This window comes from Hymenobacter sp. BT559 (genome assembly GCF_017571525.1).
Classification (GTDB): domain Bacteria; phylum Bacteroidota; class Bacteroidia; order Cytophagales; family Hymenobacteraceae; genus Hymenobacter; species Hymenobacter ginsengisoli.
Window position 1 is genome coordinate 293,118 of the sequence record NZ_JAGETY010000004.1, and the last position, 22,937, is coordinate 316,054.

Annotated in this window: 19 protein-coding genes and 1 tRNA gene; 13 read left to right on the forward strand and 7 right to left on the reverse strand. The window is 60.5% G+C overall.

Features of this window, described 5'->3' with window-relative positions:
• Positions 1-134 precede the first annotated feature (134 nt).
• On the forward strand, positions 135-1,529 hold the full coding sequence (gene lpdA, locus J4D99_RS07740) for a dihydrolipoyl dehydrogenase (RefSeq protein WP_208131129.1): 1,395 nt from the start codon (positions 135-137) through the stop codon (positions 1,527-1,529).
• Positions 1,530-1,627: 98 nt separating this feature from the next.
• Positions 1,628-2,350, forward strand: coding sequence for a hypothetical protein (locus tag J4D99_RS07745; protein WP_208131130.1), 723 nt, complete (start codon positions 1,628-1,630; stop codon positions 2,348-2,350).
• Positions 2,351-2,445: 95 nt separating this feature from the next.
• Here the strand turns inward: J4D99_RS07745 and J4D99_RS07750 are convergent, their stop codons facing one another.
• Together J4D99_RS07750 and J4D99_RS07755 are read right to left on the reverse strand one after the other, a co-directional pair.
• A complete protein-coding gene (locus J4D99_RS07750) occupies positions 2,446-3,093 on the reverse strand; it encodes a YceI family protein (protein WP_208131131.1) in 648 nt (215 codons plus the stop codon).
• Positions 3,094-3,161: 68 nt separating this feature from the next.
• A complete protein-coding gene (locus tag J4D99_RS07755) occupies positions 3,162-3,620 on the reverse strand; it encodes a MarR family transcriptional regulator (protein WP_208131132.1) in 459 nt (152 codons plus the stop codon).
• 142 nt (positions 3,621-3,762) lie between these two features.
• Between J4D99_RS07755 and J4D99_RS07760 the strand changes: the two genes are divergently transcribed.
• Positions 3,763-4,332 (forward strand): DUF6799 domain-containing protein, encoded by a 570-nt coding sequence (locus tag J4D99_RS07760; RefSeq protein ID WP_208131133.1) that lies wholly within the window; start codon positions 3,763-3,765, stop codon positions 4,330-4,332.
• A 35-nt stretch (positions 4,333-4,367) separates the two neighbouring features.
• Here J4D99_RS07760 and J4D99_RS07765 read toward each other — a convergent pair whose 3' ends face one another.
• On the reverse strand, positions 4,368-5,393 hold the full coding sequence (locus J4D99_RS07765; RefSeq protein ID WP_208131134.1) for an enolase C-terminal domain-like protein: 1,026 nt from the start codon (positions 5,391-5,393) through the stop codon (positions 4,368-4,370).
• A 157-nt stretch (positions 5,394-5,550) separates the two neighbouring features.
• On the opposite strand from J4D99_RS07765, the gene J4D99_RS07770 reads away from it, so the two are divergent.
• The 5 genes from J4D99_RS07770 to J4D99_RS07790 all read left to right on the forward strand — a co-directional run bounded on the left by J4D99_RS07770 (position 5,551) and on the right by J4D99_RS07790 (position 14,514).
• The gene (locus J4D99_RS07770) at positions 5,551-7,014 is read left to right on the forward strand and encodes a dicarboxylate/amino acid:cation symporter (protein ID WP_208131135.1); all 1,464 of its coding nucleotides are present in this window, start codon (positions 5,551-5,553) and stop codon (positions 7,012-7,014) included.
• 201 nt (positions 7,015-7,215) lie between these two features.
• Entirely contained in the window at positions 7,216-7,872 is a 657-nt protein-coding gene (locus tag J4D99_RS07775; protein WP_208131136.1) for a hypothetical protein, read from the forward strand.
• Between the two features lie 95 nt (positions 7,873-7,967).
• Positions 7,968-8,633, forward strand: a complete 666-nt coding sequence (locus tag J4D99_RS07780; protein ID WP_208131137.1) for a hypothetical protein — start codon at positions 7,968-7,970, stop codon at positions 8,631-8,633.
• 91 nt (positions 8,634-8,724) lie between these two features.
• Positions 8,725-11,115 (forward strand): GAF domain-containing protein, encoded by a 2,391-nt coding sequence (locus J4D99_RS07785; RefSeq protein WP_208131138.1) that lies wholly within the window; start codon positions 8,725-8,727, stop codon positions 11,113-11,115.
• A 438-nt stretch (positions 11,116-11,553) separates the two neighbouring features.
• The gene (locus J4D99_RS07790) at positions 11,554-14,514 is read left to right on the forward strand and encodes a heparinase II/III domain-containing protein (protein WP_208131139.1); all 2,961 of its coding nucleotides are present in this window, start codon (positions 11,554-11,556) and stop codon (positions 14,512-14,514) included.
• A gap of 5 nt (positions 14,515-14,519) precedes the next feature.
• Here J4D99_RS07790 and J4D99_RS07795 read toward each other — a convergent pair whose 3' ends face one another.
• Complete coding sequence (locus tag J4D99_RS07795) at positions 14,520-15,251, reverse strand: phosphatase PAP2 family protein (RefSeq protein WP_208131140.1); 732 nt, start codon at positions 15,249-15,251, stop codon at positions 14,520-14,522.
• A 138-nt stretch (positions 15,252-15,389) separates the two neighbouring features.
• Positions 15,390-15,471, reverse strand: a tRNA-Leu gene (locus tag J4D99_RS07800).
• 237 nt (positions 15,472-15,708) lie between these two features.
• Between J4D99_RS07800 and J4D99_RS07805 the strand changes: the two genes are divergently transcribed.
• Positions 15,709-16,410, forward strand: coding sequence for a class I SAM-dependent methyltransferase (locus tag J4D99_RS07805; protein ID WP_208131141.1), 702 nt, complete (start codon positions 15,709-15,711; stop codon positions 16,408-16,410).
• 100 nt (positions 16,411-16,510) lie between these two features.
• Positions 16,511-18,781 carry a M61 family metallopeptidase gene (locus tag J4D99_RS07810; RefSeq protein ID WP_208131142.1) on the forward strand — a complete coding sequence of 757 codons (2,271 nt, stop codon included), beginning with the start codon at positions 16,511-16,513 and terminating at the stop codon, positions 18,779-18,781.
• Between the two features lie 80 nt (positions 18,782-18,861).
• On the opposite strand, the gene J4D99_RS22315 is transcribed toward J4D99_RS07810, so the two are convergent.
• Together J4D99_RS22315 and J4D99_RS22320 are read right to left on the reverse strand one after the other, a co-directional pair.
• Entirely contained in the window at positions 18,862-19,329 is a 468-nt protein-coding gene (locus tag J4D99_RS22315) for a Bax inhibitor-1/YccA family protein (RefSeq protein WP_503104893.1), read from the reverse strand.
• The gene (locus J4D99_RS22320; RefSeq protein ID WP_503104894.1) at positions 19,272-19,595 is read right to left on the reverse strand and encodes a hypothetical protein; all 324 of its coding nucleotides are present in this window, start codon (positions 19,593-19,595) and stop codon (positions 19,272-19,274) included. The genes J4D99_RS22315 and J4D99_RS22320 overlap by 58 nt, the downstream gene beginning before the upstream one ends.
• A 120-nt stretch (positions 19,596-19,715) precedes the next feature.
• Between J4D99_RS22320 and J4D99_RS07820 the strand changes: the two genes are divergently transcribed.
• The 3 genes from J4D99_RS07820 to J4D99_RS07830 all read left to right on the forward strand — a co-directional run bounded on the left by J4D99_RS07820 (position 19,716) and on the right by J4D99_RS07830 (position 22,918).
• Positions 19,716-20,729 carry an MBL fold metallo-hydrolase gene (locus J4D99_RS07820; protein ID WP_208131143.1) on the forward strand — a complete coding sequence of 338 codons (1,014 nt, stop codon included), beginning with the start codon at positions 19,716-19,718 and terminating at the stop codon, positions 20,727-20,729.
• 110 nt (positions 20,730-20,839) lie between these two features.
• Positions 20,840-22,342 (forward strand): sodium:solute symporter, encoded by a 1,503-nt coding sequence (locus tag J4D99_RS07825; RefSeq protein WP_208131144.1) that lies wholly within the window; start codon positions 20,840-20,842, stop codon positions 22,340-22,342.
• Between the two features lie 69 nt (positions 22,343-22,411).
• Positions 22,412-22,918, forward strand: a complete 507-nt coding sequence (locus J4D99_RS07830; RefSeq protein ID WP_208131145.1) for an energy transducer TonB — start codon at positions 22,412-22,414, stop codon at positions 22,916-22,918.
• The last annotated feature ends 19 nt before the right edge of the window (positions 22,919-22,937 follow it).

Consider the following 22,937-nt stretch of genomic DNA (forward strand, 5'->3'; position numbering starts at 1 on the left):
CTAGGGTAACGCCCCAATGCAAGCCCTACTCTAAAAAGTCGCTCGAACCGCTAGCCCGGCGCCGGGGTTATCTTTGCCCGCCCCGGCCTGGCTGGCGGCTTTTCCTATTTCATTCCTCCGTTTAAGTTAACCTCATGGCATTGCAATTTGACCTGGTAGTAATTGGCTCAGGGCCCGGTGGGTACGTGGCCGCCATCCGCGCCGCACAGCTAGGGCTGAAAGTAGGCGTGGTAGAGCGCGAAAGCCTCGGCGGCATCTGCCTCAACTGGGGCTGCATCCCCACCAAGGCCCTGCTCAAAACCGCCCAGGTATACGAGTACCTCCAGCACGCCCAAGACTATGGCCTCACGGTGCAGGGCGCGGGCTTCGACTTCAACGCCGTTATCAAGCGCAGCCGGGGCGTGGCCGACGGCATGAGCAAGGGCATCAACTTTCTATTTAAGAAAAACAAAATCGAGGTTGTAAACGGCACCGGCAAGCTGCTAGCCCCTGGTAAGGTAGAAGTGACCAAGGCTGACGGCACCAAGGAAACCGTAGAGGCCAAGAGCATTATTCTGGCCACCGGCGCCCGCGCCCGCCAGCTGCCCAACCTGCCCATCGACGACAAGAAAATCATCGGCTACCGCAAGGCCATGACTCCCGACAGCCTGCCCAAGCGTATGGTAGTGGTGGGCTCGGGCGCCATCGGTGTCGAGTTTGCCTACTTCTACCGCTCGCTCGGCACTGAGGTAACCATTGTGGAGTACCTGCCGCGCATCGTGCCCGTAGAGGACGAAGAGGTGTCGCGCCAGATGGAGAAATCGTACAAGAAGCTGGGCATCAACATCCTCACCAGCGCCGAGGTAACCAAAGTAGACACCAGCGGCGCAGGCTGCAACGTGTTTATCAAAACGGCCAAGGGCGAACAGCAGATTGCCTGCGACGTGGTGCTGAGCGCCGTGGGCGTGCAAACCAACCTCGAAAACATCGGCCTCGAAGAGCTCGGCATCAAGACCGAGAAGGGCCGCGTGCTGGTCGATAATTTCTACCAGACCAACGTACCCGGCATCTACGCCATTGGCGACATCATTCCGGGCCCGGCGCTAGCCCACGTGGCTTCGGCCGAGGGCATCATCTGCGTCGAGAAAATCACGGGTCATAACCCCGAGCCGCTCAACTACCAGAACATTCCCGGCTGCACCTACGCCCAGCCCGAAATTGCCAGCGTGGGCCTCACCGAGGCCGAAGCCAAGGCCAAGGGCTACGACATTCGAGTGGGTAAATTCCCGTTCTCGGCCTCGGGCAAAGCCTCGGCCGCCGGTGCCAAAGACGGCTTTGTGAAAGTGATTTTCGACAAGAAGTACGGCGAGTGGCTGGGCGCCCACATGATTGGCGCTAATGTGACCGAGATGATTGCCGAAGTGGTAGTGGCGCGTAAGCTCGAAACCACCGGCCACGAAATCATCAAGGCGGTGCACCCCCACCCCACCATGAGCGAGGCTATTATGGAAGCTGCCGCTGCTGCTTACGATGAGGTAATTCACTTATAAAAAATTGTAATGTTCGCTGAAAAGCCGGCCTAGCAGATAGGCCGGCTTTTTTTACATCTATATTTGAAAGCTATTTTTCATCTTCATTCTTTTTCCATATGCAAAAAGTATTTACCCATTCACTAGCTCTCGGTTTGCTGGCGAGTACACTGCTGGGCAGCGGCTGCGCGGCGTCGTACACGCCCATGCACCCCGAGCATGTGGCTACCTACCAATCATCCCCGGCTGGCTCGCCCCTGCAGTTTGGCTATCAATACGATGCGTTGCGCCTGCGTGGCCGCAATAAGAAGTACGCCAAGAAAGAGCAGAAGCATGGCTACCACGTAGTAGCCGTGCGCGTCACGAACAACACGGCGGCGGAAATCAACTTCTCGCGCGATGCCGTGCTGTATTGCGGCGACCGCCCCGTGCAGCCCGTTGCGCCCCAGATTGCTGCGCAGGATATGAAGCAGGGAGTTTGGATTTATTTGCTCTACCTCCCGCTCAACTTCACTATCGGCGGCACCACGACCAGCAATGGCTACGGCCAAACCACGACCACGGGCGGTACTTACTTACCCACCGGCCCGTTCATTGCGGGCGGCAATATCCTGGGTGCCTCCCTGGCTAATGCCAACTTTCGGCGCGACCTCGAAGCTAATGACCTCATCAACCGCAACATACGCCCCGGCGAAACGGTGTATGGCCTCATCAGCCTGCGCGAGCCTAGCGTGGCGCCGCTACGCCTCGAACTGCGCACGGTAGCCAGCGCCGCGCCACTGAGCGCACCAGCCCCGGCACTGCCGCCCGCCAGCTCACCCACGCCCGGGGGCGGCAACTAAGTGGCTTGCGCCAGCACATGGCTAGCCCCATTGGGCACAAAAAAGGCCCCGCAGCGTGCGGGGCCTTTTTTGTGCCCAATGGGGCTAGCGAGCAATTAGGCTTGCTTAGCTACCACGTTGAAGGTCAGGTCGAACGTGTCGTAGATGGCCTTATCGCCGATGCTGTCGAAGAAAGTCTTCGAGCCATACTTCAGGCCAAACTTGGTGCGGTCGATGGTTACCTTACCGGTGGCGGCAGCTACGCCGTTTTTAACGCCTACTTTGGCGGGGAAGCTGATTTGCTGCGTCACCCCTTTGATAGTGAGGTCGCCAGTGATGGTGGCGTTGTCGGCGTCGGCCTTGGCACCAGCAATCGGCTTCACACTAGTGATTTTGAACGTCGAAGTAGGATACTTCTCTACGCCAAAGAAGTCGTCGCTGCTCATGTGACCCACAAATTTGGCGTGGTTGGCGGCGTCGGTGATGTCGGTGGCTTTCATCGACTTCATGTCGACGGTCACGGTGCCGCCTACTACCTGGTTGCCATTCACTTGCAGCTCGCCGCTAGTGAACTGCATGGTGCCGTTGTGGCCGTGGGTTACGGCTTTGCCTTCCCAGCCCAGGGTGCTCAACTGCGGCTGTACTTTGTAAATTACCACCTTGGCGGCTACGCTGGCCGGAGCTTTAGGAGCTTTGTGAGCAAACGCAGCGGGAGCAGCCAGCAGGGCAGCGCCGAGCAGAACGGGCATTAAAAACTTTTTCATGAGTTGGGGTAAAAGAAAAAAGGAGTTAGTTGAAAATGACAGGTAGCGGGCACACAGGCCCTAGCCAATTAGTGTGCCCGAAGCTTGTCGAGCAGGTCGTTGAGTTGCTTTAGCTCGTCTTCACTCAGGGCATCAGGGCCATGCTGGCGAAACTCGGTGAGGCCGCTTTCGTCAATCTGGCGCAGCAGGGCCAGCCCCGCCTCGGTGATGCGAATGTCTACGGCGCGGCGGTTGGCGGGGCACACGGTGCGCGTCACGAGCTTTTTTTCCTCCAGCTTGTCCACGATGCGCGAGGCGTTGCTGGTCTTGTCCAGCATACGCTCGATGAGCATGGCCACGGTGGCCGGCTTGGGGTGCTGGCCGCGCAAGATGCGCAGCACGTTAAATTGCGGCAGCGTGAGGCCGTAGGGGCGGAAAGCGGCTGCCTGCCGCAGCGACAGCCAGCCCGACGTGAACAGAATGTTCAGGTAGGCTTTTTGGCCTTCACTTTGGAAGGAAGTTTGCTTTATTTCGTCTTCGAGGCGCACGGTGTTTTTGAATTACAGCTGCAAATTTAATGTACATACATCAAATGTACCAACACCGTTCCCGCATTTTACTATTTTTTTTTTGCTGCGTAGAAGGGGCTGCCCGCTAGGCAGTCCTCACTCTTTCTTTTTCTAACACCTTATGCGCTTCTCTTCTTATTTCGCTGCTACTTTGCTAGGGACTTCCCTTTCGCTGACTGCCCTCACCAGCCAGGCGCAGTCGGGCGGCACGCCTATTCGCCCCAACCGCAACGCCCAGTTTGTATTTCGCAATGGCGAGGTAGTGCAGCGGCTGGGCACCCAGATTACCCCCCTAGCCCAGAACGTGCGCCTGCCCAATGGCACGAAAATCAACGTAAAGAGCGGCATTGTCGAGTTTCCGGGCGGTAAGATTACCAGTCTGCACGAAAATGACTACATCAATGCCGAAGGTGGCATTGTATTCAGCACGCCGCAGAGTGCGGCGGCGGCGCGCGGCGACAACTCGGTGGACGCCAATGCCAAATACGACAAATACGTGCAGGTGGGCACCGCCCCTACTACCATCACAGCCGATGCGCCCAACGAGCGCGAGCAGCTGCTGATGCAGAAGATAGAGCTACTCAACCGCAAGGTGACGCTGCTGCAGCAAACCCACCCCAATGCGCCCAGCACCGATGCTGTAGACCGCCAGCTGCAAGACCTGGATGCCCGCATTAAAGCCATGAAATAAGCTGAGCGTCCGCTTTCAGCCGTGCGGCAGCTGCCTTATGCAAGGCGGCTGCCGTTTTCGTTTTCAAGTAGCTCGCCATTCTCTTCCTGCACCAGCCCAAAGGGCTCGTCGCGCACTACCAAAATACCGTCGAGGTCGTGCACCTCGGCCAGGGCGCTCACTTGCAGCGCCGACCAGATACCGAGTGAGGTTTCGACCATGCAACCCAGCATAGGCAGCAGGCCGTGGGCGCGGGTCTGGCGCAGCAGTTCGATGCCGCGCTGGTAGCCGCCGGCCTTCATCAGCTTCACGTTCACGCCGTGAAACTGCCGGGCGATGGCCTCAAAATCTGCCTCGTCAGTTACCGACTCATCGGCCAGCAGTGGCAGGCCCACGCGCGAGCGCAGGTAGCGGTAGTCGTCGGCACAGGCGGCGGGCAGCGGTTGCTCCAGCAGCCGCATCTGCAGGCCAGGCACCCTAGCGGCTTGCTCCAGAAAGCGCAGCAGGCTATCGGCATCGGGCCAGGCCTCGTTGCCATCTACGAGCACGGCGCGGCCGGGTAGGGCCGCCGCCACGGCGCGCAGCAGGTCGAGGCCGCCGCCCTGGTCTACCTTCACTTTCAGCAGCTGAAAGCGCCCGGCGCGCTGCGCAGCCACGAAGCCAGCTACCTCGCCGGGCGCCATAATGGGCAGGGTAAAGGCCGTGGCCACCCGGGTGGCGGGCCGGGGCACACCTAGCCACTGCCACACGGGCTGCCCGGCGCGGGCCGCTAGGCAGTGCGTGAGTGCCGACTCTAGGGCAAAGCGCAGGGCATGGGCCACCGGCCGGGCCGCCAGCAGCGCCGTAAGCTCGGGCAGGGTACCGGCCTGGGACAGGCCGTGGGCTAGCAGGTCGTCAAACTGGGCTTGCAGCAAGGCCGGCGACTCGCCATAGCGCACATTGGGCGCAGCCTCGCCCCAGCCGCTGGTGCCGGCCTGGGTGGCGCGCAGCACCAGGTTGGTCTTAGTGGTAGAGGCGTTGCGCGAGATTTTCCACACGTAGTTGAGCGGCAGCTCGAGGGTGGTCAGGGTCCAGGTAGTCATGAAGGCGGCAGGGGCTAGCGCCCGCAAAGGTGGCGCCCACGCTTACATAAAGCCTACGTGCGCAGCGGCTACCCGGCTACTGGCTCGGCCCGCCGCCCGGGTTTCGGCCGGCAATGCCGTACTTTGATGCCTATTTCAGTTTGCTTTCATTTAGTGCATGAAGTTTTCTCGCTCGGCCCTGTTGGCCGGTTTGCTTATTCTTGTAGCCGCCGCGCTCACGTATTGGGGGCTCGAGCACACGCCGGCCCTAGCGGGCATATCTGCTACAAACGAGCCAATTAATGACCACCCAGGTGGGGGTATCGGCACCCTGGCCACCGTGGCCCGCTGGCTAGCCCTTGGGGCACTGGCTTTGGCCGTGGCCCCCCGCCGCTCGCTCACGGGCTGGATAGTGCTGGCGATGCTGGCCGGTATAGAGCTCGGGCACGATGCCCCGGCCGTGGCCCTGAACCTGAAGGTGCTGAGCGACGCTTTTTTGCGGCTCGTCAAAACGATTATCGCCCCGCTGGTTTTTGCCACGCTGGTGGTCGGCATTGCGGGCCACGCCAACCTCAAGCAGGTGGGGCGCATGGGCCTCAAGGCGCTGGTTTACTTTGAGGTTGTCACCACGTTTGCCCTGCTTATCGGGCTAGCAGCCATCAATATTACCAAGGCCGGTGTGGGCATTAAACACACGGCCATCGCCGAAAAAGCCGATGCGCTGGCAGCGGCGGCCCCGCAAACCGCGTCCGAAATCATCCTGCACATCTTCCCCGAAAACATTGCCAAGTCGGTGGCCGAAGGGCAGGTGCTGCAAGTGGTAGTATTTGCCATCATTTTCGCTATTGGCCTGGCCCTCACGCCCGAAAAGCCGCGCCACACCATGCTGGCCTTCTGCGAAAGCCTCTCCGAAGTCATGTTTAAGTTCACTAATGTGGTGATGTACTTCGCGCCGCTAGGGGTGGGTGGGGCCATGGCCTACACCGTGGCCAAGATGGGCTTCGGGCCGCTTCTCAATGCCTTTCAGCTGCTGCTCACGCTGTACGGCGCGCTCATCGGCTTTGTGCTGCTAGTGCTGCTGCCGGTGGCGCTGCTCATGCGCATTCCGCTGCGGCGCTTTGTGGCGGCCGTGGCCGAGCCGGTAAGCATTGCCTTTGCCACTACCAGCAGCGAGGCGGCGCTGCCCCGCGCCATGGAAGCCATGGAAAGCATCGGGGTGCCGCGCCGCATTGTGGCCTTCGTGATGCCCACGGGCTATTCGTTTAACCTCGATGGCACCACGCTTTATTTGTCGCTGGCAGCTGTATTTGTGGCGCAGGCCGCGGGCGTGCCCCTCTCGTTTGGCGACCAAGCACTGCTCGTTTTCACCCTTATGCTCACTAGCAAGGGCGTGGCGGGTGTGCCGCGCGCCTCCCTCGTTATACTGCTAGCCACCCTGCCGTCGTTCAATTTGCCCGCCTGGCCGGTGTTCATCATCCTGGGTATCGACGCGCTCATGGACATGGCCCGCACCTCCGTGAATGTGCTCGGCAACTGCCTGGCCTCGGCCGTGGTGGCGCGCTGGGAGGGCGAGTTTATCGACAACTACGAGGCCCCGGCCGAGCTGCTAGCCCCCGAGCCGGCCGTGCCCGCCGGGCACTAAGCAGCCCAGTAAAATAGCACTTTCTCGGACTATTGAAACAAACTACCTCCGCTGCTTTTTACCAGGAAAAAGGCAGCAGCACCTAGCGGTAATTGCGTCCGCCTCTTTAACTTAGCCTTCAAATTTCTCCTTTCCATCGATTCTCTGTCTGATATCTAATAGCGTCTTGGCATATTTCAACTGCCCCATGCTTGCCTCCTCATGAACTATTTTTTTTCCGCCAGCCGCGCTCTTTTACTTACGACTTTCGCGCTAGCCGGCCTCGGAGCCTGTAAGTCGGTGAAAGGCACCTTTACACACGTGCCCACGGCTACTATCTCGAAGCGCCTGCCCCCGCTCGAAATCACTGCCGACCCGGGCCCGCTAGCCATGAACGACGGCGCCCTACCCGAAGACCCGCTGCGCATGTTTAAGGCCGAGATGCAGCGCAACGTGGTTGAGCCCACCGACACGGCTACCTTCGGCTACGCCCGCCTGGTAGTGACCAAGGTAAAGACCGTGCGCACCGGCCGCAGCCTGCAAGCCGCTCAGGTAATCACCTTTTTGATACCCAGCATCTTCGGCGCGCCACTCGAATGGTATAAAACGGACATCCAGGCCGAAGTGCAGATGATGAACGCCAGCGGCGAGCTGCTGGGCACCTACACCGGCAAGGGCACTTCCAACGTGAAAGTGGCCATGTACAGCGGCTACTCCCAAACCGAGGCCCCGCGCTTGGCCGACGTGCTGGCTCTGCGCGAAGCCCTGGCCCAGATTCGGCCGCAGCTCGACACCGCCTCGACGCGCCTGCGCCCGCTAATGCTCACCGGCGGCTCGGTAAATAACCCCACGCTGCCCGGCGGCAGCACCAAGCAGTAATTTTAGCGGGCGGCCCGACCGCCCTTCGTATGGCCCGGCTTCGGCAAGGTGCTCCCCGAGGGCACTGCTGGGGCCGGGTTTTACGTTATCTAGCCATGACTCTCCTTCTTCGCGGCGCGTTCTGCGCCTCCCTGCTAGCCCTGGTAGCCGGCTGCTGCGCCAATAGCACGAATACCTGCGACGACTTGTACGCTGACTCGCTGTATTTTAAGCTGAAAGCTAAACCTGACAACTCAACCGATAAGTCATACTTCTCAGCCGCTGAGCTCGATACGGTGTACTTGCAGCGCTACACACCGGCCCACCCCGCCACGCAGCCCAACGGGATTACCCCGGGCACGCCCGCCGCCCCGGCCACGTATTCTGACCCGGTCAGCATTATCCGGGCCAAGCAAAACATCAGCCTCAACAGTGGCTTGCGCGCCCACCTGCGGCAAGCCGGATTTTCCGATGCCGATACCCTACTGATTATCAGCAATAATTCGCCCTTTTCGCCCAGCACCACGGGTGGCAAGCTCAGCGCTTATCACTACTTGCTAACAGTGCAAAACAAGCCCGTGCGGCCCGGCCAGACTTATCAATTCGACCTGGACTCCATTCAGCTAAAAGGCCAGTATAATGCAAACAGCTGCACCACCTGCTACCAGAATACGTTCAAGTATTTTGACATAAACAAGGGCAAGGCAAAGGGCGAGGTCACAGAAAAAGACGGTAAGCCTATTGCGACTCTATTAAGCAAAAACGAGGCGAATAGTAAATAGCCCGCTACGCGGCAACTCCGTTTTAGCTTCTAAGCTGAAGTTTCTCGTTACCGCACCAGCCCGCGCTCTATTCACTCCCGTTTTTATCCCCATGCCTGCCTCTGCCCCTATTGTTTCGTCGGCCGCCACCGAGGCCCTAGCCACGCCGCCCGGCACGGAGCCCACGATGGTCGATGTGGCATCGGTTGGCTTTCCTTTTGCCACGCACCTGAGCCTGGAGCCACTCATTGCGTACTGGCAGCATCGCGAGCAGGATGCCAACCCCGGCGTGGCACACCTGGCCCGCGCCGTGATGGCGCAGGTGCAGAATATGCCCTGCGGCCGGGGCGGGCTAGCCGATATTGAAGACCTGGCGGGCTGCACCGAGGCCGTCGATACGCTGATGACAGCCGTGTTTCCGCCCGCCACCAGGGCCACGGCCATCAGCGGGGCGGTGCCGCCGTTTCAGCGCCAGAGCTTTTACTATACCCCGCGCTTTGCCGAGGTGCTGCTGGGGCGCGACCACATTATCAAGCAGCCGCTCAACGTGGACCTGGCCACCATGGAAATGCACATGGTGCGCATGGCCTACCTGCTCATTCTGGTGCGCGAGTACGGGGCTGAAGTGCCCGACCAGGGCGCCTTTATTTTTACGGTGCCTGACTATCAAATTGGTCTTTACCGGCACTACGGGCTGAGCTTCGACTCGACGTTTGTGCAGGTGCAGGTAGTGGGCGAAAAACCCGAGCTAACGCCCGAGCAGGTGCTGGAGCTGGTGCGCAACCGCCACCGCCTCGACTTGTGGCGGAAACTGCTACCGGCCGAACACTTTGTATTTGAAGGTTTTCACGTGTTGCAGCTCGTCGACGTGACCACCCAGGAAATCTTGTCGGAGCTGAAATACGACCTGCTGGAGCGCGACGTGCTGCAAGCGCCCGACCGCCTCGAGCAGATTCAGGAAAAGCTACGGGTACTTTTCGCCCGGCCTTCGCTGCAAGTGGGCATCGCGGCCTACGACGAGCGCAAGCACGCCTTCGTGGACTTTGGCCGCAAAATCAACCATAGCTTCCTCACCAAGCAGTTGCAGGGCCAGCAGCTCGAAGCCGAGTTTCGGCAGCTCTACGAGCGGCTGCTACGCGAGCGCCGCCCGCTGGTGCTCGAAGATGTGGCTACCGAGCCCGATATTCCCGAAGGTCTGCGCCAGCAGATTCTACGCATGGGCATTCACTCAGCTATCCTGGCGCTACTGCCCTACGGCCCCGACACGGTGGGCCTGCTCGAGCTAGGCTCGCCGGAGGCCAATAGTCTCGATGAGTTTGATTTAGAATTAGTTAACCAATTTGTACCGCTGTTTGCGGTGGCGGTGAAGCGCAACGCCGAAGACCTCGAAACCCGCATTCAGGCGGTTATTAAGGAGAAGTTTACGGCCATTCACCCTACCATGGAATGGCGCTTCAACGACGCGGCCCGGCGCCTACTGGCCAAGCAGGAAGACGGCAACCGCACCGCCGAGATGGAGGCAATCGTGTTTGAGGAAGTGTACCCGCTGCACGGCTCCTGCGATATCAGGGGCAGCAGCGTGGCCCGCAACGAGGCCGTGCAGGGCGACCTCATCGAGCACCTGACCCTAGCCAACCGGGTGCTCAAAAAGGCGTCCGATTTTCAGCAGCTGCCTATTCTGGACGAGCTTAAGTTCTACGTTACCAAGAACCTGCGCCGTCTGCGGCAGGGCATCATCAGTGGCGACGAGGTGAGCATTTATGACTCGCTACGCACCGAGGTCGAGCCGCTGTTTGAATATCTGGCTCAGAACAACGTGGAGCTGCGCCCGGCCATTGCGGCCTACTGGCAGCAGATAGACCCGCGCCTGGGCATCCTGTATCACCGCCGCCGCGACTTTGAGGAGAGTGTGACGCGCATCAATGACACCATCAGCGACTACCTCGACGAGGAGGAGGAAAAGGCGCAGCAAATGTTTCCGCACTACTTCCAGCGGCTGAAAACCGACGGCGTGGAGCACAACATTTACGTAGGCGGTAGCCTGGTGCAAGACAAGCCTTTCGACCTGGTTTTCCTGAAAAACCTGCGGCTGTGGCAGCTGCTGGTGATGGTCGAGATTACGCGCCGCACCCACGCCATCAAGGCCGAGCTGCCCGTGCAGCTCGATACCACCCAGCTTATCCTCATCCATTCGCAGCCGCTGAGCATCCGCTTCCGGCAAGATGAGCGCCAGTTCGACGTCGACGGGGCGTATAACATTCGCTACGAGATAATCAAGAAGCGCATCGACAAAGCCACGGTCCTCGGCACCGGCGAGCGCCTTACGCAGCCGGGCCAGCTAGCCCTCGTGTATGCCCAGCCCCGCGAGGCCACCGAATACCTCGAATACATCGACTACCTGCAAGACCGCAACTTGCTGCTGCCAGAGGTGGAGGAACTGGAGTTGGAAGAGTTGCAAGGCGTGAAGGGCTTGCTAGCCCTGCGCGTACGGGTAAAGCTGTAGCGCCAGCGCTGACACGTAAGCCGGAATAAGAAATTGTTACTTAAGTACAATTTCTTATTCCGGCTTTTTTAGCTAGAAAACATAATTATTTGGGCTATTTATTCACTAATAAGCTATAATTTTGTGACTTTTCAAGTATTTAACCTTTTTTTATTTTTTATCAAAAAGTGTTGATTAGCTTTGACAGTACAATTTAGCCACCCACTCTATCCGAGTGTTTTATCATTACGCAGTTAGGCAATAGAGTTATCCAGCTAGTTAGTAAAGTGAGCCCGCCGGCGGCCGTAATGGCCGCCGGTTACGGGCAGCTGAAAGTAGTGTTTAGGTTATGAGTGAATATCTACAGTCTGTTACCGGAGCTGCCTTAGCAGCTACTATACCCTTCGCTAGCAAGTACTTCTGCGCTCCGCGCACGCTCACTAGCTCCCTGGCCATCTGATGAGATGGCCATTCTTTTGGGGGCTGCTCTGCTGCTGGCTGGCAGCGGGCAGCCTGCGGGCACAGTCGGGCAGCTGGGCACCGGCGGGTGCTGACCCCACTTACCCCCGCACGCTTTTGAAAAACAGCTCCTTGGAGCAGGTGCGTGAAGGCTTGGCCATTCCCAGCAGCCAGGCGCTGTACGCCGGGCTATATGCCGACGTGCAGGGCGCCCCGACTACGGATAACACCTCGGCTACCGGGCGGCGGGCGCGGGCCACATTTGCCAAGAATGCCGCTTTTGTGGTGCTGCTGGGCCGGCAGCCGGTGGGTGTCGGGCTAGCCCCTCTGCCCCCTGCCCAGCGCGCGGCACTCGTTGCCACGACCCAGGCACTGCTGGAAAGTATTAATACCAACGTGGAGGTCTTTGCGACCTGGACGGGCACCACCCCCTACACCGAGTGGCAGTGGCGCTCGAAGGAGCTGATTGACTACCTGATAGCCTACGACCTGCTGCGCGGCGCCGGCGAAACGACGGCTACGCTAGGGGCTAGCCAGGCGCGCTTGCAGGAGTTTGCCGGCAACCTTTATCAGCAGGCGACCACGCCGTTTATGGGCTTCACCTTTTTCGGCACCATCAAAAACAATCATGCCCTGATGACGGCGGCTGCGCTGGGCACGGCGGCCGTGGTACTGAGCGAGGCTGGTAGCCCCGACCGCACCCGGCAGCCCGCCGCCTGGGCCGGCGCAGGCCTTTACCAAATCGATAATGTGCTGTGGCGCGATGCCCAGCGGCAGTCGGACTCGACCCAGGTGGCGGGCTACGCCGAAGGCCCGTATTACTGCAAGTACGCGCTGCTCAACTGCCTGCCGTTTTTTCGGGCGCTGGGCAACTTTTTGCCGGATGCCCGCCAGGCGTACACCTTCGGGGCTAGCACCCGCTCCATCCAAAACCCCTACTTCGACCCCAAGTATACGCGGCTGTATGACTGGCTGACGGCTATTATGCTGCCCGATGGCCGCCTGCCAGCGCTCGAAGACTCGTACGTGGACATGGCCATGCCCGAGCTGGCCCTCACTGGCCAAGGTCGGTACGTGCAACCCCTAGCGCTGAGCAGCCTCACCGGCAGCCCCATGAACTCGCTGACGGCCCAGCTGCGCGATGCTACCGTGGATATGCGCGCCGCTTACCTGGCCGCGGCGCTAGGCCCTGCCGCCCTCCCCTACCCGGCTCTCACGGTGCTGCCAGCCAGTGGCAACCTTATTTTCCGGACGCGGAGCGACTCGGCCGCCACTTACCTGCACCTCTACGGCCGGGGCGGGCTAGCCCAGGCCAACGCTGGCGGCCATAGCCAGGGCGATGCGGGCAGCTTTCTGCTGTATGCCCACGGCCAGCTGTTGGCCCTCGACCCCGGCTACCTCAGCTACGCCCGGCGGGCCGAGGTAGGCCAGGCTACCAATCACAACCTGGTGCTGGTAGATGGCGCCGGGCCCGCCATAGGCACGCCCGGTGCCGCCAGCCCGGTCCAGAGTACCATTCAGCACGCGCTGCAAACTTCGCAGCTTACTTACGGCGAGGTGCAGACAGCCTACCAGGGGGCTAGCGTGGTGCGGAGGGCGTTGTTTGTGCGCAATAGCTATTTTTTGCTGGCCGACGAGGTGCGCGCCGCTGCGCCGCATACCTACACGTGGCAGCTGCACGGCGCGGGCCTGGCGGGCGGCTCGGCCAGCACCGGCACCTTTGCCGACAGCCTGGCGCAGCACGAGGGCACCTGGCAAAAAAACGGGGCTAGCCTGCTGGCCCACGTCACGGCCACGGGTGGTGCTACGGCCTACAGCACCGCCACCAACGTACACGAAACCACTTACAACACCGCCGAAAACCACACTACGCTGCTGGTGCAGCAAAGCGGCCGCGCCCAAACGCAGTTTCTGGCGGCGCTGTATCCTTATGCCAATGGTGCCCGCCCGCGCTTTCGCACCACCAGCACGGCGGGGACTGCCGCACTGGCCCGCACCGGCGGCGCCTACACTGATGTAGCTTTTACCCAGGCCGATACGCTGCTGCAAGCCGATGCCAGCGGGCTGCTGCCCCAGGTGGTACGTGCCGATGGGCAGCTGAATTTTTATTCGGCTGACAGCACCGGCGGGTTTGCCCAGCTTTTTATGGTGCAGGGCACCAGTCTTTATCTTGATACGACCACTGTAGCACGAGCCACCAACCGGGCCACCATCAGCTGGCAAAAAAGCAGCCCCACCGGCTATGCAGGCTCGGTGAGCCGGGCCACCAGCCTGGTGCTGGCCCTAGCGAGTGCGCCGGCCAGCGCTACGGGCCCGGGCCTGACCAGCAGCTACTACGATGCCGCCCGCCACCAGCTGCAGCTTAGCTTTAGCCAGGCTTCGGCGTTTGTGGTGCAGCTAGCCACCCCAGCGCCGCTGCCGGTGGTGCTAACGGCCTTCACGGCCCGGCGCCAGGCAGCCGGCCGCGTGGCGCTGGCTTGGCAAACGGCTAGTGAGCTGGCAAGCCAGGGCTTTGCCGTGCAGCGCCAGCTTCAGCCAGGCGCGGCCTTCGAAACGCTGGGGTTTGTGCCGAGCCAGGGCCACGCTCAGCAGCCCGCCCGCTATGCCTACGTAGATGGTTTTGCCCCGCACGCTACGGTCTATTATCGCCTGCAGCAGGTAGAGAATAATGGCGCCACCACGTATTCGCCAGTAGTGGCCGTGGCCGCTGCGCCCGCGGCGGCTGCGCTGCTCGCCTGGCCCCAGCCCGCGCAGCACACACTGTGGGTGCAGTACACTGACCCACTGACTGTTGTCAGCCTGCGTCTGCTCGACGCTACCGGGCGCGTAGTGTACCAGGCGTGCTTCCAGCAGCAAACACAGCTCGACGTGAGCGCACTGGGAGCAGGCCTTTATTACCTGCAAGCGCAGGATGCGACCGGCCAGCCCCTAGCCAGCCAAAAAATACTTCTGACACGCTAGGCCAGCTAGCGTGGGACTGTCATGTCGCCGGCCTGGTTGTCCAGCTTCTGTTCTTCTCTCCAAAATAAGAGAACGCCCGTGCGCAGCAGCACCAGCCACGCCATGCCGCCCGCAAAGCCCGCTACTACGTCGGTGGGGTAATGCACGTGCAAATACATGCGCGAGCAGCCGATGAGCAAGGCCCAGACTACCAAGAGCGTAGCCCACCCCCAGCGCCGGCTATGCTGCACCGCCAGCCAGGCCAGGCAGCCGTAAAAAGCCATGCTCATCATGGCATGGCCGCTCGGAAAGCTGAGGCCATATTGGTAGATGAGTGCCGTGGTGGGCCGGTCGCGGTGAAACCAGGCTTTGAGCAACTCATTCAGTATCACGGCCCCTCCCATGGCCAGCAGCAGTTCGATGGCGTAGCGCCGGTAGCCGCGCCGATAGAGCACCAGTGGCGCAAGTAGGCTAGCCGGCACGAAAAACAGCACGGAGCCGAAAAAGGTGAGCCGGAATACCCACCACGTCAGCCACGGGTGGGTGGCTCGAAGCGCATCCATCTGAGCAAAGCCCCAGTCGTCGAAAACCTGCGAGTGCTCACGAAAGACCACCCGCGTAAGGTAGAAAAACAACCCAAACGCCGCCAGAAACAGCGCGCTGCCTACCAGCACCTCGGCCGTGAGCAACCCGGCTAGCCCGGCCGCGCGCGCAGCAGGACGAACGGGAGGGTCGGGAGGCGCAACGGGAGCGGACATGGCAGGCTCAGCGGAAAAAAGTTGGTTGAACGAAATTCCCCGGCCTTTGGCCAATTCCAGGCTGTGCATCTGGTAGAGCGACGCTGCAGGTCAACAAAAAAGCCAGCCCTTTGCGGGGCTGGCTTTTCATAAAACTCGTGCGCTCGGAGAGACTCGAACTCTCACACCTTGCGGAACTGCCGCCTGAAGACAGCGCGTCTACCAATTTCGCCACAAGCGCAAACGAAGCTCAGCAGCGGGGCCACCCGGTCGGTGGTTGCTGTTGGTGGTGCAAAGATAGCAGGCTGCCTCGGCTTCACGCAAGCGTAACGCAGAATTTTGGGGGCGGCCACGGCGGGACAAATGGCCGGAAAATTGTTTTTCAGCGACTTGCGCCGTCATTTTTTCTCACAAAAAAATGCGCAGGCTACTTATTGGCTGCGCTAAGCCGTCATTTACCGGGCTTTTTCTCTTTACCATGCCTTCTGATTCTTCGATTCCAACTTCAACCACCCACGCCGCCGACTTTGGGCCTGCCGCCTGGTTTTACGATACGCTGGCAGGGCTAATATTTGGCGGGGCGCTTCGGCGGTCGCAGCGCGCCACTTTGGCGGCCGGGCTACCGCCCAACCCGGCGCTCCGCGTATTGGTGCTGGGGGGCGGCGCAGGCTGGGTGCTGAGCGAGCTATGGCGGCTGCGCCCCCAGGCCCAGGTGCTCTACGTCGAAGTATCAGAGGCTATGCTGGCCCGCACCCGCGCCCGGCTGCGGCGGCACCCCATGCCAGCCGGCGCCGCCCTGGAACTGCGCCAGGGTAGCGAGGCCAGCGTGCGGCCCGACGAGCGCTTTGATGTTATTATCACCTTTTTCGTGCTCGACTGCTTTACGCAAGCGGCCCTGCCTGGCGCGCTAGCCCGGCTGCACGCCGCCCGCCACCCCGGCGCGCCCTGGCTGGTGACGGATTTTTGGCCGGCCCGGCGTGGCTGGCGGCGCTGGCTGCTGCGGGCCATGTACTGGTTCTTTGGTTTCACAGTGGGTTTGCGAGCCTGGCAAATGCCTCCGTGGCCAGCCGAGCTAGCCGCGCTAGGCTTACGCTCTAGGTGGGAGCAGCACTTCTTTGGCAGGGCTATAGCCGGGATAATCCTAAATGAAGCACCAGCAGAAGCAAACGAAATATCCTAAAAAAACCGCTTGGCAGTACTTATTTCCTATTTACTTTGCATCGGCTAAAACTAGGCCAGTCCCACTATCAATACAATTTAGCATTATTCAACTGGTTTTTATGAAAAAACTTCTTCGCACGAAAGGTCTGGCTGGCATGGCACTGGTAAGCTTGCCCAGCCTGGCTTTGGCCCAGGCTCCGGGCGCCAAGCTGCTCGCCGCGATAACGGTGCCGGCCCCTGCTCGGAAAACGGCCCCTAGCGTCTCTACTAAACCCAAACTGGCCGCTCCGGCTAAACCCACCGCGGCACCTGCCAAGCCTGCTACCGGCCCGGCCGCCAAACCACTACCCCTGGCAGCACGGCCAGCCGCGCCCCCGGTGGCCCGCCCGGCAGCCAAGCCCGTAATTGCCCCAAACGCTAAAGCGGTGGCTATGCCAGCGGTGAAGCCGGCTGCGGCGCCCCTCGCCAAAGCAGCCCCGGCACCGGCCTCCCAGCCAGCGCCCAGCGCACCAGCGGCCCAGCCAACCGCGCTCCCGGCTGCTATGCCGGCCCCTAGCGCCGCTCCCAAGCATGTAGCATCCGTCAAAGCCGATGGCCCAGCCGTGCGCTACGCCGTTTCTTTTCCGAATGCCGTGCACCACGAGGCACGCGTAGCGGCCACTTTTGCGGGGCTACCTGCCGGCCAGAAGCTGGTGGTACGTATGGCACGCTCCTCGCCAGGACGCTATGCCCTACACGAGTTCGTGAAGAACGTCTACTACACCATTGCTACCGATGGCGCGGGCAAATTATTGACTATCAATCGCCCTGACCCCTACTCCTGGGAAGTAACGCCGGGTGCCGATGGCACCGTGCAGTTCAACTACACGGTGTATGGCGACCGCTCGGACGGCACGTTTGCGGGCATCGACCAGCAGCATGCGCACCTGAATATGCCAGCGGTGTTTTGCTACGCCCAGGGCCTGGAAAACCGTCCGGCCGAGGTAAAATTTGAATTGCCGGCCAACTGGAAAGTAGCTACGCAGCTGCGCGCGGCCGGCGACGACAAAACGACGTTTACGGCTCCCAACCTCCAGTATTTTATGGACAGCCCCACGGTGCTGGGGTCGCCGCAGTTCCTGCACACCTGGCAGGATGGCGGGCGCAACTTCGAGATGGCGACCTACTACAGCGGCCCCGCCGGCGAGGTCGACGCCTTCGTGAAGAAAACCCAGAAGGTGGTGCGCGAGGCGGCCGGCGTGTACGGCGGCGAGTATCCGCAGTTCGACTTTGGCCGCTACACGTTCCTGGCCGACTACCTGCCCCAGGCCACTGGCGACGGTATGGAGCACCGCAACTCGACCTCGCTCACGTCGTCGCAGCCGCTGCGCGAGGAAGGCGCCCTGCACAACCTGGGCACCGTATCGCACGAGTTTTTTCACTCCTACAACACCGAGCGCATCCGCTCGCAGGGCCTGGAGCCGTTTGACTTTCAGCGCACTAACATGAGCGACGCGCTCTGGTTTGGCGAAGGCTTCACGCAGTACTACGGCGAGCTCATTCTGCGCCGTGCCGGCTTCTACGACGACGAGCAGTTTTTTGAGCGCGTGAGCTCGTGGGTAAATGCGCGCCTCAACTCGCCGGGCGCCCGGTATGCCTCGCCCATCGACATGAGCCGGCAGGCGGCCTTCACCGACGCGGCCGTGTCGCTCGACCCCACCAACCGTGGCAACACCTACCTGTCGTACTACATTCAGGGTGCGGGGCTAGCCCTCTGCCTCGACCTGCAGCTGCGCCAGCGCTACCACACCTCGCTCGATAAGTATATGCAAGCCATGTGGCAGGAGTTTGGCAAGCCCCAAACGGCCTCGCTAGCCCCTGCTAAGGCCTACACGGTAAAAGACTTGCAGCGCGTGCTAGGCACCGTGGCCAAAGACACGGCCTTTGCAGGCACGTTTTTTCGGCGCTACATCTACGGGCACGAAGCGCCGCGCTTCAGCGAAAACCTGGCGACGATGGGCCTGGCAGTGGTGCCCGTGAAGGCGCTCGCCGCCGCCCTGCCCCGCCAGGTGGAGTTTGATGAGGAAGGCCGCTGCATTCTGAACCGCAACACCACCATCGGCTCGGGCTTGTACAAGGCCGGCATCGACCGGGGCGACCAGATTGTGACCCTCGACGGCGAGAAAATAGACAACATGGCTACCCTCGAAAGCATTATGCGCCGCCACACTCCTGCCGACCTCGTGCCGGTGCGCGTGCGCAACCGCGCCGGCGTGGAGCGCAGCGTGCAGGTAGTGCTCACCGAAGACACTAACGTGCAGGTGCAAGCCATGGAAAGCGTGGAGAAAATGACCGCCACCGCCGCTCAAAAAGAGCAGCGCGCCGCTTGGCTCGCCAGCGCTGCCAAGTAGGCCGCACCCATTTTTTACGCAACAAAAAGCCCCGGCCGAATGTATCGGCCGGGGCTTTTCTATTACCTGAAAACCTAGCCCTAGCGGCGACGGCCGAAGAAGCGCAGCAAAAACAGGAATAGGTTAATAAAGTCCAGATACAAGGTGAGGGCCCCGAGAATGGATGCTTTGTCGTGCGTTTCTTCCCCCTCCGTCACGCCCAAGAAGGCTAGCTGCTTGAGTTTCTGCGTGTCGTAGGCAGCCAGGGCGGTAAAGAGAATTACGCCCACGAAGGAGGTTACCAGATTCAGAGTTGAGTTACCCCAAAACACATTGACTACCATTGCGATGACCAAGCCGATGAGCAGCATGCTCAGCATTTTGCCCCAGCCCGACAGGTCAGACTTGGTGAAATAGCCAAAGGCGCTCATCACCCCAAACATGCTGGCGGTGGTGAAGAAGGTAGACGCAATGGACCCGGCCGTGTACGCCAGAAATATAACGCTCAGCGTTAGGCCGTTGAGCAGCGCGTAGCCAATGAAGGCGGCCTGTGCCTGCCCCGGCTCCACTGAAAAATGCGCGCCGATAAGAAACCTACCAGCACCAGTTCCGCAATGATGAGGCCAATAAAGACGAAGCGGGTACCGAAAATAAATTCGAGCACGGCTGGTGTGCCGGCGGCAAACAACGCCACGCCGCCAGTGAGCGCCAGGCCGGCGGCCATCCAGCCGTATACCTGGGCAAAAAACTGCGCCTGAATGCGAGCGGCTTCTTCGGCCGAGAGCTGGTGGGCGACGGACCGGTTGCGGTCCGGCAAGAACTGATTATCGCTCATGAAAAAAGGTGATAAAGGAGGTAAACTAGGTTGCGCCTGTCAACTTACGAACTTTGGCCGCTACTGTTGGTAGTATAACAATTTTGCGGCCGTTTCGTGCGGCTGCTTTTGCCTGTCTTTATGTCTGCTCCCGTCCACTATCGCCGCAACGAGGCGCTGCGCACCATCCGCCCCGGCTACGCGGGCAACAAGCTGATTAGCCGTGAATTTTGCAACGGCGAAGCGCTTTTCGAGCCATCTTTTAGCACGGCGCTGCGCTGGCAGCTCACGGCCAACCCACAGAAGGAAGAGAAGAAGCGTGATACCTGGACGCCCGCCGTAGTGCCCTGCGCCGAGGCATTCTTCTCGACCGAAGATATGCTGGTGTGGCTAGGGCACGCCTGCTTCCTGCTGCGCATTAAGGGCGTGAGTTTGCTGTTTGACCCAGTGCTGTTTTCCTCGCTAGGGCTGCATCACCGCCATCCGCTGCCTTGCCGGCCCGAAGATGTGCGCAATATTGACTACCTGCTGCTCTCACACGGCCACCGCGACCATTTGGATGGAAAATCCATCCAGTTGCTAGCCCGCCAAAATCCGCAGATGCGCGCGCTTTCTTCGCTGGGCATGGCGGGGCTGCTGCGCGGGATGGCCCCTAGCCTAGCGGTGCAGGAGGCCGGCTGGTGGCAGCAGTACGACCTGGGGCCCGAGGCGCCGGTTGAAATCTATTACCTGCCCGCCAGCCACTGGCACCGGCGTGGCCTTACGGATTTAAATAAAGTGCTGTGGGGCAGCTTTTTGATTAAGACCGACGACCGGCTCATCTACTTTGCCGGCGACACGAGCTATGCCGACCACTTCGAGCAGATAGAACAAACGTTCGGCCCCATCGACATCGTGCTCATGCCCATCGGCGCCTACAAGCCGCCTTTTATGATGCACCTGAGCCACGTGAACCCCCACGAGGCCGCCAAGGCCGCCAACGTGCTGCGCGCCGGCCACGTGGTGCCCATGCACCACGGCACTTTTGACCTCAGCGACGAGCCGGCCTCCGAGCCGCTGCGCCTGCTCACCGAGGTGGCGGCCGGCGGACTGCTGCGCGGCGCCTTGCACGCCCCGGCGGTGGGCGAAATCATGCGCTGGCCCGACTGGGAATAATCCTTCGTTTGTCTTGCCGATGCAGGACGCAGAGTAGGCTAGCTAAAGCCGCTCACCGGTGAGCACATGCTTCATAAGCTCAGCATAACACCGCCGTACCTTTGCCGCCTATGTCGCCGACTCTTATTTTAAGTCTGATTGCAGGCTACTTCGCCGTCTTGATTATCATCGCGGTGCTCACCTCGCGCAAGGCCACAAGCGAAAGCTTTTTCATTGCCAACCGCAACGCGCCCTGGTACATGGTGGCCTTCGCCATGATTGGGACTTCGCTTTCGGGCGTCACGTTCATTTCGGTGCCGGGCAATGTGTACGGCAAAAGCTGGAGCTATCTGGCGGTCGCGCTGGGTTTTGTGGCCGGCTACCTGGTCATTGGCACGGTGCTGCTGCCGCTCTACTACCGCTTGCAGCTGGTCAGCATCTACTCCTACCTGGAGCAGCGCTTTGGCTACTGGAGCTACAAAACGGGGGCGCTGTTTTTTCTCATTTCGCGCTCGCTAGGGTCGGCTTTGCGGCTGTACCTGGTGGCAGGCGTGCTCCAGCTGGCGGTATTCGACTCGATGGGTGTGCCGTTCTCTATCACCGTAGTAGTCAGCATTTTCTTCATCTACCTCTACACGTTTAAGGGTGGGCTCAAGACCATTCTCTGGACGGACACCTTTCAGACGATGGCCATGCTGAGCTGCGTGGCCCTGAGCATCTACTTTATGTCGGATGCGCTCAATTATTCGTTCAAGCAGCTTATTCATACGGTGCGCGAGAGCCCGATGTCGCAGGTGTATTTCGCTGATTTTCGCGACGATAAATTCTTCTGGAAGCAGTTTGCCTCGGGCATGTTTATCACCATCGTGATGACGGGCCTCGACCAGGATTTGATGCAGAAAAACCTGAGCTGCCGCAGCCTCGGCGAGGCCCAGAAAAACCTGTTTTGGTTTACGCCCGTCATCGTGAGCGTCAACGTGCTGTTTCTCACGCTAGGGGTGCTGCTCTATAAATACGCCGCCGCGCAGGGCCTCGACCTGGCCCACATGCCGCAGCTGCTCAATGTGAAGGGCACGCTCGATACGGATAAGGTTTTCCCCTACCTGGCCACCACGCAGTTTTCACTGGCAGCGGGCATCATCTTCATTTTGGGCATTATTGCCGTTACCTACGCCTCGGCCGACTCGGCGCTGACGTCGCTCACCACCTCCTTTTGCATTGACTTTTTGAATATCAAGCAATATCCTGAGGCCCAGCAAACGCGCTTGCGGCAGTTCACGCACCTGGGCTGGTCGGTGGTGCTGATTGTGATTATTCTCATCTTCCGCGCCCTCAATGAGCAAAGCCTCATTGATGCCGTGTACAAGGCGGCCGGCTTCACGTATGGGCCGCTGCTAGGGCTGTTTGCGTTCGGCATTTTCACCAAGCGCCAGCTGCGCGACGGGCTGGTGCTGCCTACCTGCGTGGCGGGCGTGGCGCTTACGCTACTCATTGTATCGCACTCAGTAGAGTGGCTGAACGGCTACAAATTTGGTTTTGAAATATTGCTGCTCAACGGCGCGCTGATTTACCTGGGCCTACTGTTGATTTCGCGCCCCGCCGACCGAACCGAAGCTGCCGCGCTATTGTCCTAATTCGTGACCCTAGCGGCAGGTATCTTTACTACGTTATTCGCTAGCCTACCCGGCCCATTTTTTCGTTTTATGCGCTCGTATCTTTTCGCTATTCTGCTGGCCGCCCCCCTAGCCGCGCTGGCCCAAACCAAACCCGCCCCGGCCAAGGCACCCGTGGTGCTCACGCCCGGCAACATGCAGCTGCAAGCCGGTGGTGGCGCCGAAAACCGCCCCGACCACCCGCCCACCTTCCCCGGTGGCGAGGAGGCCATGGGCGAGTTTTTCAGCCAGAACGTGCAGATTCCGATGAAAGCCAAGCAGGCCCGCGTGACCGGCGACGTTATCGTGTCGGCTACCGTGGACGTGAACGGGAAGCTCATAAACCCTAAAATCGCCAAGGGCCTCACGCCCGAGTGCAATGCTGAGGCCTTGCGCGTGGTGCAGGCGCTGCCGGCCTGGCAGCCCGCCACCCGCCGCGGCGTGCCGGTGCCGGTGCTGGTGCAAGTGCCCGTGCCGTTCGACAACGCAGGCGTGACCCAGTTTGAAATCAACCGCAAGGTGCCCCGCTCGGCCAAGGACGCGCCGGGGCTGAATTAACAAAAGTCACTCGAATTGA

Bases quoted from the DNA above. Each gene is read 5' to 3' on its own strand.
- J4D99_RS07770 (WP_208131135.1), top strand. From the start codon at position 5,551: ATGAAGTTTTCTCGCTCGGCCCTGTTGGCCGGTTTGCTTATTCTTGTA.
- J4D99_RS07745 (WP_208131130.1), top strand. From the start codon at position 1,628: ATGCAAAAAGTATTTACCCATTCACTAGCTCTCGGTTTGCTGGCGAGT.
- J4D99_RS22320 (WP_503104894.1), bottom strand. From the start codon at position 19,595: ATGAGCGATAATCAGTTCTTGCCGGACCGCAACCGGTCCGTCGCCCAC.
- J4D99_RS07760 (WP_208131133.1), top strand. From the start codon at position 3,763: ATGCGCTTCTCTTCTTATTTCGCTGCTACTTTGCTAGGGACTTCCCTT.
- J4D99_RS07830 (WP_208131145.1), top strand. From the start codon at position 22,412: ATGCGCTCGTATCTTTTCGCTATTCTGCTGGCCGCCCCCCTAGCCGCG.
- J4D99_RS07765 (WP_208131134.1), bottom strand. From the start codon at position 5,393: ATGACTACCTGGACCCTGACCACCCTCGAGCTGCCGCTCAACTACGTG.
- J4D99_RS07825 (WP_208131144.1), top strand. From the start codon at position 20,840: ATGTCGCCGACTCTTATTTTAAGTCTGATTGCAGGCTACTTCGCCGTC.
- J4D99_RS07775 (WP_208131136.1), top strand. From the start codon at position 7,216: ATGAACTATTTTTTTTCCGCCAGCCGCGCTCTTTTACTTACGACTTTC.
- J4D99_RS07795 (WP_208131140.1), bottom strand. From the start codon at position 15,251: ATGTCCGCTCCCGTTGCGCCTCCCGACCCTCCCGTTCGTCCTGCTGCG.
- J4D99_RS07785 (WP_208131138.1), top strand. From the start codon at position 8,725: ATGCCTGCCTCTGCCCCTATTGTTTCGTCGGCCGCCACCGAGGCCCTA.
- J4D99_RS07805 (WP_208131141.1), top strand. From the start codon at position 15,709: ATGCCTTCTGATTCTTCGATTCCAACTTCAACCACCCACGCCGCCGAC.
- lpdA (WP_208131129.1), top strand. From the start codon at position 135: ATGGCATTGCAATTTGACCTGGTAGTAATTGGCTCAGGGCCCGGTGGG.
- J4D99_RS07790 (WP_208131139.1), top strand. From the start codon at position 11,554: ATGAGATGGCCATTCTTTTGGGGGCTGCTCTGCTGCTGGCTGGCAGCG.
- J4D99_RS07750 (WP_208131131.1), bottom strand. From the start codon at position 3,093: ATGAAAAAGTTTTTAATGCCCGTTCTGCTCGGCGCTGCCCTGCTGGCT.
- J4D99_RS07780 (WP_208131137.1), top strand. From the start codon at position 7,968: ATGACTCTCCTTCTTCGCGGCGCGTTCTGCGCCTCCCTGCTAGCCCTG.
- J4D99_RS07810 (WP_208131142.1), top strand. From the start codon at position 16,511: ATGAAAAAACTTCTTCGCACGAAAGGTCTGGCTGGCATGGCACTGGTA.
- J4D99_RS07820 (WP_208131143.1), top strand. From the start codon at position 19,716: ATGTCTGCTCCCGTCCACTATCGCCGCAACGAGGCGCTGCGCACCATC.